This window comes from Streptomyces actuosus, from assembly GCF_016921115.1.
GTDB classification, from domain to species: Bacteria; Actinomycetota; Actinomycetes; order Streptomycetales; family Streptomycetaceae; genus Streptomyces; species Streptomyces actuosus_A.
Genome location: NZ_JAFFZS010000015.1, coordinates 91,743 through 111,274 on the forward strand (window position 1 = coordinate 91,743; position 19,532 = coordinate 111,274).

A 19,532-nucleotide genomic window follows, 5' to 3' on the forward strand; every position below is an offset into this window, starting at 1 on the left:
TGCGCGGCGTCCGCATGATGGTCACGGCCACCGCGCGCCGACGGGGCCCGCCCAGACTGTGGGCGTTTTGCCCCTCTGATCTTCGGGACGAGTCGCGCCCATGCACAGCACCACGGTAGAGACGCCTCCGCACCAGGAGAGCGCCTCGCTCAGTCACGGCCTCAAGCAGCGCCACCTGTCGATGATCGCCCTCGGCGGCGTGATCGGCGCGGGCCTGTTCGTCGGGTCCGGCGCGGGGATCGCCGCCGCCGGTCCGTCGATCGTCGTCGCCTACGCCCTCTCCGGCCTTCTGGTGATGCTGGTGATGCGGATGCTGGGTGAGATGTCGGCGGCGTATCCGTCGTCGGGATCCTTCTCCGCGCACGCCGAGAGGGCGATCGGACCGTGGGCGGGCTTCACCGCCGGCTGGTCGTTCTGGGTGCTGCTGTGCACGGCGGTCGGCCTGGAGGGGATCGGCGCCGCGCACATCGTCACCGGGTGGCTGCCGGGCACGCCGGAGTGGGCGTGGGTGGCGCTGTTCATGGTCGTCTTCTGCGGTGCGAACCTGGCCGCGGTGAAGAACTTCGGCGAGTTCGAGTTCTGGTTCGCCGCCCTGAAGGTCGGCGCGATCACACTGTTCCTGGTGCTGGGCGTGCTGGCGATCGCGGGGGTCCTGCCCGGTACGGACTCCCCCGGCACCTCGCACCTGACGCACTTCCTGCCGAACGGCGGCGAGGGGCTGGTGATCGGCCTGCTCGCCTCCGTCTTCGCCTACGGCGGCCTGGAGACCGTCACCATCGCGGCGGCCGAGTCACAGGACCCGGTCCGGGGCGTGGCGAGCGCGGTCAGGACGGCGATGTGGCGCATCGCGGTGTTCTACGTCGGGTCGATGGCGGTCATCGTCACCCTGGTCCCGTGGGACTCCCGCGCCGTGGTGGAGAAGGGCCCGTACGTCGCCGCACTGGACGAGCTGGGCATCCCCGGTGCCGGCGAGCTGATGAACGTCGTGGTGCTGGTGGCACTGCTCAGCGCGATGAACGCGAACATCTACGGCTCCTCACGCATCGCCTACTCGCTGGTGGAGCGCGGGCAGGGGCCGAAGGCGCTGGCGCGGGTGTCCGGCGGGGTCCCACGGACGGCCGTGCTGACCTCGTCGGCGGTGGGCTTCGGCTGTGTGCTGCTGAGCTACTGGCGGCCCGACGACGTCTTCTCCTGGCTGCTGAACATGATCGGCGCGGTGATCCTGGTCGTGTGGGCGTTCATCGCGGTCGCGCAACTGCGGCTGCGCAGGCTGCTGGAGCGCGGGGCGGGCGAGGGGCCGGTGGTGCGCATGTGGGGGTACCCGTGGCTGACGTGGGTCGCACTGGGCGGCATCGCGGCTGTGTTCGTGCTGATGGCCCGGGAGCCGGGCACGCGGGTGCAGTTGTACTCGACCGGCGCGATGACGCTGACCCTCGCGGCCGTCGGCTTCGTGCGGCAGAGGGCGCGCCGCTGAGGCGGCCCGCGCGGACGGCCCCCGTGTGATCCACACGGGGGCTTTTTGCTGCTAACTTGTTGTTGCAATTCACTTGCAACAAGAGTCCCGGCGTCTCCACGGGGACTCGGAGGGGACCCGCATGCCCGTCTACACGCTGCCTGAACTGCCGTACGACTACTCCGCCCTCGCCCCGGTGATCAGCCCCGAGATCATCGAACTGCACCACGACAAGCACCACGCGGCCTACGTGAAGGGAGCCAACGACACACTGGAGCAGTTGGCCGAGGCGCGGGCGGAGGAGCAGTGGGCGTCGCTGGGCGGGCTGGAGAAGAACCTGGCCTTCCATCTGTCCGGGCACATCCTGCACTCGGTCTACTGGCAGAACATGACCGGCCCGAACGACGGCGGCGGGGAGCCGCTGGCCGCCGACGGGGTCGGTGAGCTGGCGGAGGCGATCAGAGAGTCCTTCGGCTCCTTCGCCGCCTTCAGGGCCCAGCTGTCGAAGGCCGCCGCGACCACCCAGGGCTCGGGCTGGGGAGTCCTCGCCCACGAGCCGCTGAGCGGGCGGCTGATCGTCGAGCAGGTCTACGACCACCAGGGCAACGTCGGCCAGGGCGCCACACCGCTCCTCGTCTTCGACGCCTGGGAGCACGCCTTCTACCTCCAGTACCGCAACCAGAAGGCGGACTTCGTCGAGGCGATGTGGCAGGTCGTCAACTGGCAGGACGTCGGCCGTCGCCTCGCGGCGGCGAGGTCCCGCACGGACGTCCTGCTCCTGGCTCCCCGGCCGGCACCCGAACGTCCTGCCCCGTGATCGTCTTCTCACCCTTCGCGCGGCAGGCGGAGAGAGGGAAGCCCCCGTGAGGACGTGCCTCACGGGGGTTTCCCGGTCCGCCCGGGCGCGCGCTCCGAACGCCTACAGATTGCTGAAGTCGGGGCCCTTGGTGCGGGTGCGCTTGATCTCGTAGAAGCCCGGGACCGAGGCGACCGCGAGGGCGCCGTCCCACAGGCGGGCCGCCTCCTCGCCCTGGGGGGCGGGAGTGACGACCGGACCGAAGAAGGCGATCTGCTCGCCGTCCGGACCGGGCACCGCGATGACGGGGGTGCCGACGTCCTGGCCGACCTTGTCGATGCCCTCCTTGTGCGAGGCGCGCAGCTGCGCCTCGTACGGGGTGGAGTCCCAGTGGTCGAGGAGGGAGTCGGGCAGGCCCGCGTCCTTCAGCGCGGCGGCGACGGCGCCCTTCTCCGGGCCCATGCCCTGGTTGTGGATGCGGGTGCCGAGCGCGGTGTAGAGGTCGCCGAGGACCTCGGGTCCGTGCTCCTCCTGCGCGGCGATGACGACGCGGACCGGACCCCAGGCCTGGGTGGCCAGCATCTCCCGGTACGCCTCGGGCAGTTCGTCCAGCTTGTCCTCGTTGAGGACGGCGAGGCTCATCACATGCCAGCGGACCTCGATGTCGCGGACCTTCTCCACCTCCAGCACCCAACGCGACGTCATCCACGCCCACGGGCACAGGGGGTCGAACCAGAAGTCGACGGGGGTCTTGTCCGACATGTGCTCTCCTCGACAGAAAGGGGTCGATGGTTCACCGTTCAACACTCTGGGGAACACCTGCGCCCTCCCCGCCCATTCCCGCCTCCGTCCCCGCCACTCTCCGCACAGCCCGCTCAAACCCCACCAGACCCTCCCGCTCCCCCTCTCCCCTGGACCCACGCTCCCTCTCCCCACCCTCCCCACTCGCCTTCCACCGCACCCCCGGCCGCCCGGCTCCGGCGCCGGTCCCTGCTGTGGCGCGTCAGGGGCACATGGCAGGATCGGTCCTGTTCAGCATCCGAGACGTCCTGAGGGAGACCGCCCGTGCCCGGTGAGAACCTGTCCCGTGACGAGGCCCGGGAGCGGGCCGCACTGCTGTCCGTCGACGGGTACGAGGTGTCCCTCGACCTGCGCTCCGCCCTCGGCGAGCACGAGGGCGACGGACCGCGCACGTTCCGCTCGGTGTCCGTCGTCCGCTTCCGCTGCAACGAACCCGGCGCGAGCAGCTTCGCCGACCTGATCGCGCCCCGGGTGACCGCCGTCACACTCAACGGCAAGGACCTCGACCCCGGCGAGGTCTTCGACGGCTCCCGCATCCTGCTGGAGGACCTGGCGGCCGAGAACGAACTGGTCGTCGACGCCCAGTGCGCCTACTCCCGCACCGGCGAGGGCCTGCACCGCTTCGTCGACCCGGAGGACGGCGAGGTCTACCTCTACACGCAGTACGAGCCGGCCGACTCCCGCCGCGTCTTCGCCAACTTCGAGCAGCCCGACCTCAAGGCCCCCTTCCGCTTCGAGGTACGGGCGCCGGAGGACTGGACGGTGTGGAGCAACGGCGCGGGCCGGACCGCCGACGGCGTCTGGCGGTTCGCGGAGACGAAGCCGATCTCGACGTACATCACGTGCGTGGTGGCGGGTCCGTACCACTACGTGACGGACTCCTACGAGCGCGTGCTGGCCGACGGCACCCGGCTGGAGATCCCCCTCGGCGCCATGTGCCGCAAGGGCCTGGCCCCCTACTTCGACGCCGACGACGTCTTCCTCGTCACCAAGCAGGGCCTGGACTTCTTCCACGACCACTTCGACTACCCGTACCCGTTCGGGAAGTACGACCAGGCGTTCGTGCCCGAGTACAACCTGGGCGCGATGGAGAACCCGGGCCTGGTCACCTTCCGCGAGGAGTACATCTTCCGCGGCAAGGTGACGCAGGCCTCGTACGAGGCGCGGGCCAACGTCGTCCTGCACGAGATGGCGCACATGTGGTTCGGCGACCTGGTCACCATGGAGTGGTGGGACGACCTGTGGCTGAAGGAGTCCTTCGCCGATTTCATGGGCTCCTTCTCACTGGTCGGCGCCACCCGCTTCACCGACGGCTGGATCACCTTCGCCAACCGCCGCAAGGCCTGGGCCTACCGGGCCGACCAGCTGCCTTCCACGCACCCGGTCACGGCCGACATCCGCGATCTGCAGGACGCCAAGCTGAACTTCGACGGCATCACCTACGCCAAGGGCGCCTCCGCCCTGAAGCAGCTGGTGGCGTACGTCGGCCAGGACGCGTTCCTGGAGGGCGCACGGCGCTACTTCAAGCGGCACGCCTACGGCAACACCCGCCTGGGCGACCTGCTGTCGGTGTTGGAGGAGACCAGCGGACGCGACATGGCCGCGTGGGCACGCTCCTGGCTGCAGACGGCCGGCGTCAACGCGCTGACCCCGCAGGTGCTACTGGACGGCGAGGGACGGATGGCGGAGCTGGCGGTCGTCCAGGAGGCTCCCGAGAGCCACCCCGAGCTGCGTCCGCACCGGGTGGCGGTGGGCCTGTACCGGCGGACCGCCGGCGGGACGCTGGAGCGGTACGCGCACACGGAGACGGACGTTCAGGGCGCGCGGACCGTGGTGGCGGATCTGGCCGGGACCGAGGCGCCGGACCTGGTGCTGGTCAACGACGACGACCTGACGTACTGCAAGGTCCGCTTCGACGAGACGTCGCTGGCGACCCTGCGCGCCCACCTGGGCGACATCACCGACCCGCTGGCCCGCGCGCTGTGCTGGTCGGCGCTGTGGAACCTGACACGGGACGCGCTGCTGCCGGCGCGTGACTTCGTCGCCCTGGTGCTGCGGTTCGCGGGCCGCGAGTCCGACATCGGCGTGCTGCAGATGCTGCACGCCTGGGCGGACTCGGCAGTCGTCCGCTACGCGGCCCCGGCCTGGCGCGAGACGGGCGGGCGGCTGCTGGCCGAGGGCGCGCTGCGGGAGCTGCGGCAGGCCGCGCCGGGAAGCGAGCACCAGCTGGCCTGGGCGCGCTTCTTCGCCACGACGGCGTCCGACCGGGCCGACCTGGGGCTGCTGCGGGCCCTGCTGGACGGCACCGAGAAGATCGACGGGCTGGAGGTCGACCAGGAGCTGCGGTGGGCGTTCCTGGAGCCGCTGGCGGCACACGGAGTGGCCGACGAGCAGGCGCTGGCGGCGGAACTGGCCCGCGACGACACCGCCTCCGGCAAGCGCCACCAGGTCCGGTGCCTGGCCGCCCGCCCCTCGGCCGCCGTCAAGGCGCAGGCATGGGCGCAGGTCGTGGAGTCCGACGCGCTGTCCAACGCGCTCACCGAGGCGACGATCGCGGGCTTCACCCAGCCGTCGCAGCGGGAACTGATCGCCCCGTACGCCGAGAAGTACTTCGCGGCGATCGAGCGGGTGTGGGCGCAGCGGTCGATCCAGATCGGCATGGACGTGGTGGACGGCCTCTTCCCCGCACTCCAGGACTCCCCCGGGACCCTGGCCTCGGCGGACGCCTGGCTCACGTCTCACGAGCAGGCCGCCCCGGCCCTGCGCCGCCTGGTGCTGGAGGCCCGCGACGACCTGTCCCGGGCACTGCGCGGACAGGCGTGCGACACGGAGGCGGGCACCTGAACGGGCGGCCCGACGCGCCGGGCCCCGTGGTGACGGGCGGTCGACCGCCGCGGCGGGGGCCTGCCCCGGGGCGGGACCCGGGCGCGGCGGGACGCGGGCCCGGCCAAGCCACGGACCACCCAAGCCTTGGCCTGAGCTTCGGCGCGGGGTAGCCGTTACCGAATACGGGCAATCGGGACCGTAACCCCTGGCCCCACCCGAACGGACCAGGGGTTTCCGCACCTCCTCGGCATCCGAACACCCGTCCTTCAGGGCAGGCTCGTCCTCATGTGTCGACGGGCGTGTAACAGTGGTTAAGGGGCGGATCGGGGGCGGGAATCTCTGCGGCATGAACCACAACGCCCCGGTCCCCCCGGCCGGTCCCCGCCCCCTCCACCACCTCGCCGCGGGCCGGCGGCGTGTCCTGACGATCGCGCAGCTGCGGACGTACGGTGTGACCACCGCCGAGCTGAACGAGCAGTGCCGCGCCGGCGGCGCCTGGCAGCAGGTGCTGCCCGGCGTGGTCCTGCTGCACCCGGGCCCGCCGACCAGCGAGGAGCGGCTGCACGCGGTGCTGCTGTACGCGGCGCGGGAGTCGGGGGCGCCGGGTGTGCCCGTCCAGCCGGGCGCGGAGGGGCCGCACGGCACGCCGGCCTACCGCGAGGCCATGATCACCGGCCGGGCCGCCCTGACCCTGCACGGCTTCTCCTCCACTCCCCCACTGCTCTCCCTGGAGACGATCGACGTCCTGGTCCCGCGGCTGCGCCGGCTGCGCTCGACGGGGTGCGCGCACGTGATCCGCACTCCCGCCCTGCCGACCGCGCAGCACGTCACGGGGCTTCCGGTGGCCCCCGTCCCCCGCGCCCTGGCGGACACGGTCGCCGAGTTGCCGGACGCCGACGCCGTACGCCGCCTGCTGACCGAGGCGGTGCGCGGCGGACACTGCGAACCGGCTTCGGTCGTACGGGAGTTGAACCAGGCGAAGCTGCTGAGCCGCTCCCCTGTGATGGACGCCGTGGAGTTGCTGCTCGCCGAGGGCCGCGCGATCGCCGAGGGCCGCCTGCACCGCATGGTCCGTGAACACGGTCTGCCCGATCCGGTCTGGAACGTCGATCTGCGTCTGCCGGGCGGCCCGCACCTGGGTGGCCTGGACGCCTACTGGCCCGAGCAGGCGGTAGCGGTCGAAGTGGACACCCGTGCCCCGCGCCAGGAGGAGGACGACCTGTGGTCGGAGTACGCCCGCAAGCGGGAGGTCCTGGAGCGGCTGGGCATCACGGTCGTCCACATCACACCGAAGAAGCTGCGCGACGCGATGGAGCAGCAGGCGACCGTGGTCCGTACGGCGCTGATGGCGGCCGGGGACCGCGATCCCGCCGCCTACGTCGTGGTGCTGCCCCGGTAGTGGCGGACCGGGACCGGCGTCAGGAGGGGAGAGGAGGGGCCCGCTTGCATCCGATGGCCCCTCCTCGTGCGATCACCGGGGCCGCCGGGGCCCGGGGCCGCCGCCCCCTCAGCGCGCCGTGCCCGGGTCCGCCCCCGGGTCCTTCACCGGGGAGAGGGGCGGCGACCAGCGCAGCGGGAGCGCCGACGGGGTCCGTACGGCCCGGGTGACGGTGAAGCGGACGGTCCGCTCGCCCCCGGGGCCGAACTCCGTGCGCGCCTCCCCCGTGAGCTGGAGGGTCGTCCCGGTCCTCCAGTCCAGGACGAGCAGGCCGGCGCGCGGGTCGGCGGCGAGGTTGCCGAGCGTGAGGAACATGGAGTTCCCCGGGTAGTCCCGCCAGCTCAGCTCGCGCGGGGAGTCGGCGCGCAGGAATCCGGGGTCGCCGCCGCGATGGCTGATGTCGGCCCCGTGGGCGTGCACGGTGGCCAGGAAGAAGGTGTCGGCCGACGTGACGAGCGCCCGCTCCTGCCCGGTCAGCTCCGTAGAGGTGACCGGCGTGCCTGGCATGCGGTCGACCCGTGTGCAGGTCCGCCTGCGCCGGATGTACTTCGGGCAGTTGGAGAACACCTGCTCCGCCTCCACCGCGAAGCCGTGTTCCGTCGGGCGCAGCCGGCCGTTGAGGCGCATGCGGCGGCGGGTGCGCGGATCGAGGGCGAGGGTGCCGACGGGAACGCCGTCGGTCGCCAGGGCCGTCGCCAGCGGGTCGGTGGGCAGGACCCCGCCCGCCACGGACATGCGGTGCGGCCCCGTCGCCCGGACGAAGCCCGCCGGGCCGGCCAGCGGCGAGGCCCACACGGCCCCGGTCTCCGGGTCGGCGGCGCCGAGCAGGAGCAGCGGCTGGAGCTCCAGGAAGGCCGCAGCGACGGTCCTGATGCCCGGGCCGACGGAACGGCCGACGTGATCGGCGATCTCGCGCACTCCCAGACGGTCCTGGAGGGCGCGCGAGCCGGCACGGTAGACACTCATCGTTTCCCGGTGCCTCTCGTCTAGAAGAAGCCGCAGGTCGGGGCTGTGCCGTGCGGCGCGGGAGCGGACTCCGCCCCGCTGGGGACGGAGATCTCCAGCCGGGTGCCGTCCGGGTCGTGGAAGAAGATGCCTCCGGACGCCGCGCCCTCCCGGTGCGCGACCACGCCGTCGTGGGCGAAGTCGGCACCGTGGCGGCGCAGCGCCTGCTCGTACTCCCCGAGCCGCTCGACCGAGTCCGCCTCCAGGGCGAGATGGTGCAGGCCGGCCCGTGCGCCGTCGTAGGGCTGCCGCGCCTGTTCCCACAGGGTGAGGACGAGCCGGTCGCCGTCGCCGAGGAAGGCGTACCGGCCGCCGTCGCCGCCCTCCTCACCCTCGCCGATCACGCCGAAGCCGAGGACGTCCCGGTAGAAGGCGATCGAGCGGTCCAGGTCGGTCACGTTCAGGCCGATGTGGCCGGTGCGCAGCGTCATGCGTCCCCCTTCGGGTGCCCCGGTCACGGGGTCACGGACTCCCTCGGATTCCTAACCGATGAAAGTGACATTAACGGTTAGCGTCATGACCGTCAACCGGTCACGTAACCTTGAGCGGTTAGCACGGAAGGAGCTCCGCCATGCCGCCCACAACGCCCCCCACCCGCGACCCGCGCCCCCTGACCGGTGAGCCCCTCGCGCTCGACCTGCTCAACACGCGGTGGATGCACGAGGGGGTCGTGACGGACCTGCTCCGGGACGCCGACGGACTCGCGGTGTGGCTCGCCGCGAACGGCCTGGCCGCCGAGTTCGCGGCCGACGACGCCACCCTGCGGCACACCCTCCGGGCCCGGGACGCGCTGAACGCCGCCGTGGACGGGTCACCGGCCGAGGGTGCGGTGCGCGTCGACGCCGTCCTCGCGCACGGGCGGATCCGCGCCGTCCTCACGCCCGACGGGCCGGGCGAGGTACCCGAGTTCGCCGACCGCTCGTGGGGTCCCGGCTGGCTCGCCGCGCGCAACTACCTGACGCTGCTGGCCACTTCGCCGGACCGCATCCGCTCCTGTGCGCACGAGGCGTGCATCCTGCACTTCTTCGACACCTCACGCAACGGCACCCGCCGCTGGTGCTCGATGGCGGCCTGCGGCAACCGGGCCAAGGCGTCCCGCCACTACCGGCGCACCAAGGACGCCTGACCGGGACCCCCCGAACCGAGGGCCAGGGGGACTTGTCGGACTTGGCCCTCCATCTCCCCTACGTTCATAGGGGGTTTTCCCCATCAGTCCATTTCGATTGGGTCAACCCTCCCCAAAGAACGGCCCCTTGGGCAAAGCTGTGCGCTCGTCCGGGCCCGTGCACCGGACGGCCGCGACCGGGCATGACCAGCCCGGTCGCCCTTCGCACGCACCTTCACCTGCAAGGGATGCCGATGACCCACACCCCCGAGCGCGATTCCATACGGGGCACCAGACACGTGGCCCGCATAGCCGTGGCCGCGGGTCTGGTGGCCGCGCTGTCCGCGGCCGGGCCGATACCACTGGCCTTCGCCGCAGACCAGACCCCGGCCCCGGCCACCGCCGACCCGGCCGTGAAGTCCGCCGACGACAAGCTCGGTGCGGACGACGCCGACCTCCTCGCCAAGGCCAAGGCCGCCGGCGACAAGAACGTCACCATGATGGTCGCGACCGCACCGGGCCGGACCGAGCAGGTCGCCGACGAACTGGACGACGTCAAGGGCGGCTCGGTGGGCCTGACCTACGACAAGCTCGGCTACGTCCGCGCCACCGTCCCGACCGCCAAGGCGGACGCGGCCATCGCCGCCGCCGCGAAGCTGTCCTCCGTGCACGCGATCGACCTGCGCCAGGAGATCCAGCTCGACGACCCGACGCCGGCCGCGGACACCGTGCAGGGGGCGGCGTCCTCGAAGTCGGCGAAGGGCCGGAAGTCCTACAGCGGGCCGGGCAGGAACACCCCCGCCGAGAACCCGTACAACCCGTCCTTCGAGACGGGCGCCGTCGACTTCGTGAAGAAGAACCCGAAGGCGGACGGCCGGGGCGTCACCATCGGCATCCTCGACTCCGGCGTGGACCTGAGCCACCCGGCCCTGCAGAAGACCAGCACCGGTGAGCGCAAGATCGTCGACTGGGTGACGGCGACCGACCCCATCGTGGACGGCGACGGCACCTGGCGCCCGATGGTGACCGCGGTCTCCGGGTCGTCCTTCACCTACGGCGGCAAGACCTGGACGGCGCCGGCGGGCTCGTACCAGATCAGCACCTTCAAGGAGTCCGTCACCGCGGGCGGCGACGCCAAGGGCGACGCCGACCGGGACGGCGACACCACCGACAGCTGGGGCGTGCTCTACGACGCCGCCGCCGGCACGGTCACCGTCGACCTCGACAACAACTACGACTTCAGCGACGACACGCCGATGAAGCCGTACAAGGACGGGTACCAGGTCGGCTACTTCGGCACCGACGACCCGGCGACGGACGTCGCCGAGCGCCAGCCGTTCGTGGTGGAGATCCGCAAGGACGTGCCGATGGACCCCTACGGCGGGTCCTGGGTCGGCAAGAAGGCCGACTTCGTCAACATCGGCCTCATCGAGTCCGAGCACGGCACCCACGTCGCCGGCATCACCGCCGCCAACGGCCTGTTCGGCGGCCGGATGAACGGTGCGGCCCCCGGCGCGAAGATCGTGTCGTCCCGTGCCTGCACCTGGAGCGGCGGCTGCACCAACGTCGCGCTCACCGAGGGCATGATCGACCTCGTCGTCAACCGCGGCGTCGACGTCGTCAACATGTCGATCGGCGGCCTGCCCGCGCTGAACGACGGCAACAACGCCCGCGCCGAGCTGTACACCCGCCTGATCGACACCTACGGCGTCCAGCTGGTGATCTCCGCGGGCAACTCGGGCCCCGGGGTGAACACCATCGGCGACCCCGGCCTGGCCGACAAGGTCATCTCGGTCGGCGCGTCCGTCTCCAAGGAGACCTGGGCGGCCAACTACGGCTCGATCGTGACGAAGAAGTACCAGCTGCTGCCCTTCTCCTCGCGCGGTCCGCGTGAGGACGGCGGCTTCACCCCGACGCTGGTCGCCCCCGGCGCCGCGATCAACACCACCCAGACCTGGCTGCCGGGCTCCCCGGTCACCGAGGCGGGCTACTCCCTCCCGGCCGGCTACTCCATGCTGCAGGGCACCTCGATGGCGTCCCCGCAGGCCGCCGGTGCCACCGCGCTGCTGCTGTCCGCGGCGAAGCAGAAGGGCCTGGACCTGACGCCGGCCGCCCTGCGCACGGCGCTGACCTCCACCGCCGACCACATCCGGGGCGTGCAGGCCTATGAGGAGGGCGCGGGCCTGATCAACATCGTGGACGCCTGGAAGGCCATCACCAAGGCCGACCGGAAGGGCACCAGCGCCCACACGTACACGATCAAGGCGCCGGTCGACACCGCGATCGACCAGTTCCTGAAGACGCCCGGCTACGGCACCGGCATCTACGACCGCGAGAGCGGCCTGAAGGTCGGTCAGAAGAAGACGTACGAGGTGACCATCACCCGTACCTCCGGCCCGGACAAGGCGATCCGCCACGAGCTGCACCTGGAGAACAACGCGGCGCGCACCTTCCGCATCGTCGGCTCCGACGAGGTGAACCTGCCGCTGAACAAGCCGGTGACGGTCAAGATCCAGGCCCACCCGCGCAGTGTGGGCGTCAAGAGCGCCATCCTCGAGGTCGACGACCCGAAGACCGTCGGCACCGACCACCTGGTCCTGAACACCGTGATCGTCTCGACGCCGGTGGACTACACCTTCTCCGCCTCCGGCAAGATCCAGCGCAACAGCAGCCGTTCGTACTTCGTGACCGTGCCGGAGGGCGCCAGCTCGCTGGAGGTCGCGATGAGCGGGCTGAAGGACGAGAGCCAGACCCGGTTCATCGCCATCCACCCGTACGGCGTGCCCGTCGACAACACCTCGACGATCAACTGCTACCCGCACTACAACCCGGCCAACACCTGCCGCCCCGACCTGCGCTCCTACAGCGACCCGCAGGCCGGCGTGTGGGAGATCGAGGTCGAGGCGCGCCGCACGTCGCCGCTGCTCGACAACCCGTACAAGCTGGACGTGACCGTGCTCGGCGCGGCCTTCGACCCGGCGACCGCGAGCGTGCCCGAGGCGAAGATCGACACCCCGGCCGCCGTGTCCTGGACGGTGACGAACAACTTCGCCGCGATCGACGGCAAGCTGGTCGGCGGGGCGCTCGGGTCCTCCAAGACGGACCGCCCGGCCATCAAGGAGGGCGAGACCCGGACGACCACGGTCGAGGTGCCCGAGGGCGCCACCTCCCTGGACGTCTCCATCGGCAAGGTCTCGGACACCTCCGCCGACCTCGACCTGTACGTGTACGACGCCGACGGCAACAAGGTCGGCCAGTCCGCCGACGGCGACTCGGAGGAGTCGGTCTCCCTGGCCTCCCCCGCCGCCGGTACCTACACCATCGAGGTCGACGGCTACTCGGTGCCGTCCGGCTCCACCGACTACGACTACCTGGACGTGTTCTACTCGCCCTCGCTCGGGATGGTCACGGTCGACGGGTCGGCTCCGGTGAAGCTCGCCACGGGCGCCTCGGCTCCGGTGGCCGCCACCGTCACCGCGGCGGCCGCCGCGCCGGAGGGCCGCGAGTTCTTCGGCCAGGTCCAGCTGGTCAACGCGCGCGGCACGGTCGCGGGCGTGGGCAGCGTGAAGATCGGCAAGGTCACGCCGTAGCACTTCCGGTGTGACGGGGGCGGGCGTCCGGTGCGGGCGCCCGCCCCTTCGGCGTACCGGGGTCAGTCGCAGACGACGTCCCGCGCCCGGTTCACCGCCTCGGTCAGCGGCGCCCGTTCCGGGGCGACGGCGGCCTCGCCGGTGATCCACACGTCGGCCGTGGCGGCGTGCCGCCGGACGCCGACGAGGACGTGCTGGCCCGTGCGGGGCGCCGGGGCGACCTCCTGCCCGACCGTGACGACGACCGTGGGCACGTCCCGCCCCGGTCCCGTGCCCTGCCCCGGTGCCGCGCTCTGCCCGGGCCCGGTGTCACCGGCCTGCCGCCGCGGCGCGTAGGCGCGGGTGACCCGCAGGGTGACCCGGCGCTCGGCGGTGCCGGCGACCGGTGTCACGCCGGTGACGTCGCCCTCGACGACGAGCGCGGCGCAGGCGACGTACGCCGGGTCGGCGAGGCCGACGGGTGGGGCGGCCGCCTTCGCGTCGGCGGCGGAGCCGTGCTCCCGGGCCGCGTCGTTCACCGCCGGCACGACCAGGCTCCCCGCCACCGTCACCCCGGCCGCCGCGGCGGCCAGCCCCAGGGCCGCGGCCAGGAGCCGGCGCCGGGGCCGCCGAACGGGCACGCGCGGCGCTGCGGGCGCAGGCCCGGACGGTGACGGCGCGGGGCGCGAGCGTTCCGCGGACGGCGGCTCCACGCCCGTCGGTTCGACGGGCGACGCCGTCCCGGTCGGCGCGGAGTGCGCGGACGGCACGGACGGTGCGGCATCCGCCAGGGCGTCTCCGAGGGCGGTCAGCTGCCGCCGCAGCAGGGCGACGTCCGTCTCCGCCGCGCGGTGCTCGGCGAGGAAGGCGGCATCGGCCCCGGCCGGCGGGCGCTCACCCGTGATCGCGGTCGTCAGGGGGTCCGGGGCGCAGGGGTCGTACGGGCCGCCCTCGACGGGGCGGCCGGTGTGTCCGGCACGTCCGCCGTCCCCGGCGTGACCGTCGTGTTCGGCGTGGCCGTCGGGTCGGGAGGTCACGTCACACCACCTCGTCCTCGTGCAGGCGGGCGCGCAGGGCCCGTACCGCCGTGTGAAGCCTGCTCTTGACCGTGCCCTCCGGCACACCGAGCTCATCGGCGATGGAGCGCACCGGCAGATCGGCATAGAAGCGCAGGACGAGGACCTGGCGCTGGGCGTCGGTCAGCTCGTCCAGGCCACGGGCGACGGCGAGGGACAGCAGGCTGTCGTCCTCGCCGGACGGGAGCTCGGGCCGGCGCAGGGCGGCCAGGCGCTCTCCGAGCCGCTCCTGGCGGCGCCGGGCGCGGTGCCAGTCGACGGCGAGGCGGGAGGCGACGACCGCAGCCCACGCCGAGACGTCCCGCGGTGCCTCCCGGCCGCTCGCGGCCCGCTCCAGCAGCCGCAGGCGGACCTGCTGCACCCCGTCCGGCAGGTCCGCCTGCGGCACTCCCCCGAGGGCGAGCACCGCCCGCACCCTGCGCTCCTGGTCCGCGTCCAGCGGATCGCCGGGATCGGCGGCGCCGGTGTACGCCTCCGGGGCCCGCCGGGCTCTTCTGCGCAGCACGAGCCACCCCCCTCACCGTGTTTCCCCTATGACGCCGCACGGCGGCAAAACGTTCGGGCCCGGGCCGCGCCGCGTCATGGAGGCGTACGTCACAGCAGGTGTGGCGCGCGGCGCGCCGGGCAGGCGAGCTTGCGGCGCAGGGCGCCCACCGGATGAATTCCTGCAGCTCAGTGGGGGTGAATGCCGGAGGTCCGGAACCCGGACCGTGGTAGGAGCGTCCCAGTCCTCGGGCACCGCACCCAAAGAATTGGACAGGTGGACCCGGGTCGGCCGCATGATGGAAAAGCGTCGGTCAAGTGTGGAGAGAAGAGGGAGTCGCCGTGAGGGTCGGAATCGTCGGAGCCACCGGTCAGGTGGGCACGGTCATGCGCAGGATCCTCAAGGAGCGGAACTTCCCGGCCGATGAGCTGCGCCTGTTCGCCTCGGCCCGCTCGGCGGGCACCGTCCTGGACGGCGTGACGGTGGAGGACGCGGCGACCGCCGACTACACCGGCCTGGACATCGTGCTGTTCTCCGCGGGCGGTGCCACCTCCAAGGCGCTGGCCGAGAAGGTCGCCTCGCAGGGCGCGGTCGTGATCGACAACTCCTCGGCCTGGCGCCGGGACCCGGACGTTCCGCTGGTCGTCTCCGAGGTGAACCCGCACGCGGTCGCGCACCGCCCCAAGGGCATCATCGCCAACCCGAACTGCACCACGATGGCCGCGATGCCGGTCCTGAAGCCGCTGCACCGGGAGGCCGGCCTGGAGGCCCTGGTCGTCGCCACCTACCAGGCGGTGTCCGGCTCTGGTCTGGCGGGCGTGGCCGAACTGCACGGACAGGCGCAGAAGGTGATCGCCGACGCCGACAAGCTCACGCACGACGGGGCTGCGGTCGACTTCCCCGAGCCGGGCGTCTACAAGCGGCCCATCGCCTTCAACGTGCTGCCGTTCGCCGGCAATCTCGTGGACGACGGTCTCGACGAGACCGACGAGGAGCAGAAGCTGCGCAACGAGTCCCGCAAGATCCTGGAGATCCCGGAGCTGAAGGTCTCGGGCACCTGCGTGCGGGTCCCGGTCTTCTCCGGCCACTCCCTCCAGGTCAACGCCCGCTTCGCCCGCCCGATCAGCCCGGAGCGCGCCACCGAGCTGCTCCAGGACGCCCCCGGGGTCGAGCTGTCCGACATCCCGACCCCGCTCCAGGCGGCCGGCCAGGACGTGTCGTACGTGGGCCGTATCCGCCGCGACGAGACGGTGGACAACGGCCTCGCGCTCTTCGTCTCCGGCGACAACCTCCGCAAGGGCGCCGCGCTGAACGCCGTGCAGATCGCCGAGCTGGTGGCGCAGGAGCTGAAGGGCTGAAGGACCGAGGCGCCGGTCTGCCGGAGGCGGGCCTCCGGCAGACCGGCGGCGGGCTAGGGCCGGCCGACCTCGTAGAGGAAACAGCCGTACTCGACGGCCCGGACGTGGACGAGCGCCACGGCCGGGTCGTCGAACGCGTTGTGGAGGCCTTCTGTGAAGCCCTCGGGGGTCCGCACCAGTTGCCCGCCGAGGATGCGCCCGTCGGCGGAGTAGCGGCGCAGGACCCGGTGGGTCTCGGTGAACGCCAGGCCCCCGTTCCCGGGCCCCGTGCACTCCTGCGCGTGGACGAAGACGGGCCCCTGCTCGTCGTAGGCCCCGGGTTCGGCGCCGGTGCCGGCCGCCCAGCGGCGCAGGGGAGCGTACGAGACGAGGGCGATCCGCTCACCGGGCCGGCTGCGGCGCAGGCAGCAGCGCAGCGGGGCGCCGCCCTCGGTGTCAGTGAACGGGGACGGGGCGCGTCCCGCGTCGTCGCCGGCGCGCAGCTCCCTCAGGACCTCCGCCGCGATGGGTCGTGCGATGTGGGTGCTCATGCAGTCGAGGTTCGCGCCCGCGGACCCGTTCCACCGGCGGGATCCGGACGCCGTCCTCGCCGGGGCCGTCGCGGGAGTTCTTTCCCTGCGGGGCCCGGTGGGTTCTGGTCTACAGTGGTCGCATTTCCAGATTCCGGAGGTACGCGACGCGTGAGCAGGGGGAACACGGCTTGCGCGCCGGGGACGAGGCCCCGGGCCGGGCGGAGGACACCCGCGCCCCGTACACCGGCCCGCGGTACGGCGCCTGTGATTGGATCGAGAAGGGCTCGCACACGAGGCGGGCCCGGTTCATCTGTGTGTCCTGCGGCCTCGCCCGCACTGCGGACGATCTCGCAGCCGTCGGCGTCGCGGCAGGACAGGATGGGATCTCCCGCCCCGGGCCACCAGCCTGTGCCGGAAGGGTGACGGCGGCCACGAGCCGTTCCAGCGCCCGTGAACCTCAGCCCGCCAGGGTTGGAATCCCCCTCTTCCGTGAGGGGGAGGATGTCGAACACAACGAGGAGATGACCGCGTGCCTGGCACAAACCTGACTCGCGAAGAGGCACAGCAGCGGGCGAAGCTGCTCACCGTTGACTCCTACGAGGTCGAGCTCGATCTCTCGGGCGCGCAGGAGGGCGGCACCTACCGGTCCGTGACCACGGTGCGCTTCGACGTGGCGGAGAACGGCGCGGAGTCCTTCATCGACCTGGTGGCCCCGGCCGTCCACGAGGTGACGCTCAACGGGGACGCCCTCGACCCGGCGGACGTCTTCGACGACTCGCGGATCCTGCTGCCCGGCCTGCTCGCGGGCCGCAACGTCCTGCGGGTGGTCGCCGACTGCGCGTACACCAACACCGGTGAGGGCCTGCACCGCTTCGTCGACCCGGTCGACGACCAGGCCTACCTCTACACGCAGTTCGAGGTGCCGGACGCCCGCCGCGTCTTCGCCTCGTTCGAGCAGCCCGACCTGAAAGCCACGTTCCGGTTCACCGTGCGTGCGCCGGAGGGCTGGACCGTGGTGTCCAACTCGCCGACCCCGGAGCCCAAGGACAACGTCTGGGCCTTCGAGCCGACGCCGCGGATCTCCACGTACGTCACGGCGCTCGTCGTCGGCCCGTACCACAGTGTGCACAGCGTCTACGAGAAGGACGGGCAGAGCGTGCCGCTGGGCATCTACTGCCGTCCCTCGCTGGCCGAGTTCCTGGACTCGGACGCCATCTTCGAGGTGACCCGGCAGGGCTTCGACTGGTTCCAGGAGAAGTTCGACTACGCCTACCCGTTCGAGAAGTACGACCAGCTCTTCGTGCCCGAGTTCAACGCGGGCGCGATGGAGAACGCCGGTGCCGTGACCATCCGCGACCAGTACGTCTTCCGGTCGAAGGTGACCGACGCGGCGTACGAGGTGCGGGCGGAGACCATCCTGCACGAGCTGGCCCACATGTGGTTCGGCGACCTGGTCACCATGGAGTGGTGGAACGACCTGTGGCTGAACGAGTCGTTCGCCACCTACACGTCGATCGCCTGCCAGGCGTACGCGCCCGGGTCGCGCTGGCCGCACTCGTGGACCACGTTCGCCAACTCCATGAAGACGTGGGCCTACCGGCAGGACCAGCTGCCGTCCACCCACCCGATCATGGCAGAGATCCGCGACCTGGACGACGTGCTCGTCAACTTCGACGGCATCACGTACGCCAAGGGCGCGAGTGTGCTGAAGCAGCTCGTGGCGTACGTCGGCATGGACGAGTTCTTCCAGGGCGTCCAGGCGTACTTCAAGCGTCACGCCTTCGGCAACACCCGCCTCGCCGACCTGCTGGGCGCACTGGAGGAGACCTCCGGGCGGGACCTGAAGACCTGGTCGAGGAAGTGGCTGGAGACGGCCGGCATCAACATCCTGCGTCCGGAGATCGAGACGGACGCCTCGGGCGTCGTCACGTCCTTCGCGGTCCGTCAGGAGGCCCCGGCGCTGCCGGCCGGTGCCAAGGGCGAGCCGGTGCTGCGTCCGCACCGCATCGCCATCGGCCTGTACACGTTCGACGACGAGGCGGGCAAGCTGGTCCGCGACGACCGCGTCGAGCTGGACGTCGACGGCGAGCTGACGGCCGTACCGCAGCTGGTGGGCCGCCGCCGCCCGGACGTCGTCCTCCTCAACGACGACGACCTGTCGTACGCCAAGGTGCGCCTGGACGAGCGGTCGCTGGCGTTCGTGACGGAGCACCTCGGCGACTTCGAGGCCTCGCTGCCGCGCGCGCTGTGCTGGGCGTCGGCGTGGGACATGACGCGGGACGCGGAGCTGGCGGCCCGTGACTACCTGTCCCTGGTGCTGTCCGGCATCGGCAAGGAGTCCGACATCGGTGTCGTGCAGTCGCTGCACCGCCAGGTGAAGCTGGCGATCGACCTGTACGCCGACCCCACCGGCCGCGAGGCCCTGCTGACCCGCTGGACGGACGCCACGCTGGCCCACCTGCGGTCCGCGGAGCCGGGCAGCGACCACCAGCTGGCCTGGGCGCGGGCGTTCGCGGCGACGGCCCGCACGCCGGAGCAGCTGGACCTGCTGGAGGCCCTGCTCGACGGCACGCACTCCGTCGAGGGCCTCGTCGTGGACACCGAGCTGCGGTGGGCGTTCGTGCAGCGGCTCGCGGCCGTGGGGCGCTTCGACGAGACCGAGATCGCGGGCGAGTACGAGCGGGACCGGACGGCGGCCGGTGAGCGGCACGCGGCCACCGCGCGTGCCGCGCGCCCGACGCCGGAGGCCAAGGCGGAGGCGTGGGCGTCGGTGGTGGAGTCCGACAAGCTCCCGAACGCCGTGCAGGAGGCGGTCATCGCCGGCTTCGTCCAGACCGACCAGCGGGAGCTGCTCGCGCCGTACACGGAGCACTACTTCGAGGCGGTCAAGGGCGTCTGGGACTCGCGCTCGCACGAGATGGCCCAGCAGATCGCCGTCGGCCTCTACCCGGCGGTGCAGGTGTCGCAGGACACCCTGAGCCGGACCGACACCTGGCTGGCCGCGGCCGAGCCGAGCGCGGCCCTGCGGCGGCTGGTCTCGGAGTCCCGCGCGGGCATCGAGCGGGCGCTGAAGGCCCAGGCGGCGGACGCCGCGGCGGCGACCGAGTAG

14 protein-coding genes are annotated in these 19,532 nt (G+C 72.1%); 8 read left to right on the forward strand and 6 right to left on the reverse strand.

The features are described 5' to 3' along the window. The first annotated feature begins 100 nt into the window (after positions 1-100). A complete protein-coding gene (locus tag JS756_RS19950) occupies positions 101-1,474 on the forward strand; it encodes an amino acid permease (RefSeq protein ID WP_205384483.1) in 1,374 nt (457 codons plus the stop codon). 121 nt (positions 1,475-1,595) lie between these two features. After that, positions 1,596-2,270, forward strand: coding sequence for a superoxide dismutase (locus tag JS756_RS19955; RefSeq protein WP_205384484.1), 675 nt, complete (start codon positions 1,596-1,598; stop codon positions 2,268-2,270). Between the two features lie 102 nt (positions 2,271-2,372). Here JS756_RS19955 and JS756_RS19960 read toward each other — a convergent pair whose 3' ends face one another. Beyond that, entirely contained in the window at positions 2,373-3,011 is a 639-nt protein-coding gene (locus tag JS756_RS19960) for a mycothiol-dependent nitroreductase Rv2466c family protein (RefSeq protein ID WP_205384485.1), read from the reverse strand. A 303-nt stretch (positions 3,012-3,314) separates the two neighbouring features. Between JS756_RS19960 and pepN (JS756_RS19965) the strand changes: the two genes are divergently transcribed. Beyond that, the gene (gene pepN / locus JS756_RS19965; protein WP_205384486.1) at positions 3,315-5,894 is read left to right on the forward strand and encodes an aminopeptidase N; all 2,580 of its coding nucleotides are present in this window, start codon (positions 3,315-3,317) and stop codon (positions 5,892-5,894) included. A 328-nt stretch (positions 5,895-6,222) separates the two neighbouring features. Next, positions 6,223-7,275, forward strand: coding sequence for a hypothetical protein (locus JS756_RS19970; RefSeq protein WP_205384487.1), 1,053 nt, complete (start codon positions 6,223-6,225; stop codon positions 7,273-7,275). Positions 7,276-7,383: 108 nt separating this feature from the next. Here the strand turns inward: JS756_RS19970 and JS756_RS19975 are convergent, their stop codons facing one another. Both JS756_RS19975 and JS756_RS19980 read right to left on the reverse strand, forming a co-directional pair. After that, positions 7,384-8,280: a pyridoxamine 5'-phosphate oxidase family protein gene (locus tag JS756_RS19975; protein ID WP_205384488.1), complete on the reverse strand. Its 897-nt coding sequence runs from the start codon at positions 8,278-8,280 to the stop codon at positions 7,384-7,386. A 20-nt stretch (positions 8,281-8,300) separates the two neighbouring features. Further along, positions 8,301-8,750, reverse strand: a complete 450-nt coding sequence (locus JS756_RS19980) for a VOC family protein (protein WP_205384489.1) — start codon at positions 8,748-8,750, stop codon at positions 8,301-8,303. A gap of 140 nt (positions 8,751-8,890) precedes the next feature. Between JS756_RS19980 and JS756_RS19985 the strand changes: the two genes are divergently transcribed. Together JS756_RS19985 and JS756_RS19990 are read left to right on the forward strand one after the other, a co-directional pair. Further along, positions 8,891-9,445: a CGNR zinc finger domain-containing protein gene (locus JS756_RS19985; protein ID WP_205384490.1), complete on the forward strand. Its 555-nt coding sequence runs from the start codon at positions 8,891-8,893 to the stop codon at positions 9,443-9,445. A 233-nt stretch (positions 9,446-9,678) separates the two neighbouring features. After that, on the forward strand, positions 9,679-13,014 hold the full coding sequence (locus JS756_RS19990; RefSeq protein WP_205384491.1) for a S8 family serine peptidase: 3,336 nt from the start codon (positions 9,679-9,681) through the stop codon (positions 13,012-13,014). Positions 13,015-13,076: 62 nt separating this feature from the next. Here JS756_RS19990 and JS756_RS19995 read toward each other — a convergent pair whose 3' ends face one another. Next, a complete protein-coding gene (locus tag JS756_RS19995; protein WP_307790816.1) occupies positions 13,077-14,030 on the reverse strand; it encodes a hypothetical protein in 954 nt (317 codons plus the stop codon). 1 nt (position 14,031) lies between these two features. After that, a complete protein-coding gene (locus JS756_RS20000) occupies positions 14,032-14,574 on the reverse strand; it encodes an RNA polymerase sigma factor (protein ID WP_205384492.1) in 543 nt (180 codons plus the stop codon). 320 nt (positions 14,575-14,894) lie between these two features. Here JS756_RS20000 and JS756_RS20005 point away from each other — a divergent pair, with 320 nt between their 5' ends. Next, on the forward strand, positions 14,895-15,911 hold the full coding sequence (locus JS756_RS20005) for an aspartate-semialdehyde dehydrogenase (protein ID WP_205384493.1): 1,017 nt from the start codon (positions 14,895-14,897) through the stop codon (positions 15,909-15,911). A gap of 53 nt (positions 15,912-15,964) precedes the next feature. Here the strand turns inward: JS756_RS20005 and JS756_RS20010 are convergent, their stop codons facing one another. Next, the gene (locus JS756_RS20010) at positions 15,965-16,441 is read right to left on the reverse strand and encodes a DUF1203 domain-containing protein (RefSeq protein ID WP_205384494.1); all 477 of its coding nucleotides are present in this window, start codon (positions 16,439-16,441) and stop codon (positions 15,965-15,967) included. A gap of 511 nt (positions 16,442-16,952) precedes the next feature. Here JS756_RS20010 and pepN (JS756_RS20015) point away from each other — a divergent pair. Further along, the gene (gene pepN / locus JS756_RS20015) at positions 16,953-19,532 is read left to right on the forward strand and encodes an aminopeptidase N (RefSeq protein ID WP_205384495.1); all 2,580 of its coding nucleotides are present in this window, start codon (positions 16,953-16,955) and stop codon (positions 19,530-19,532) included.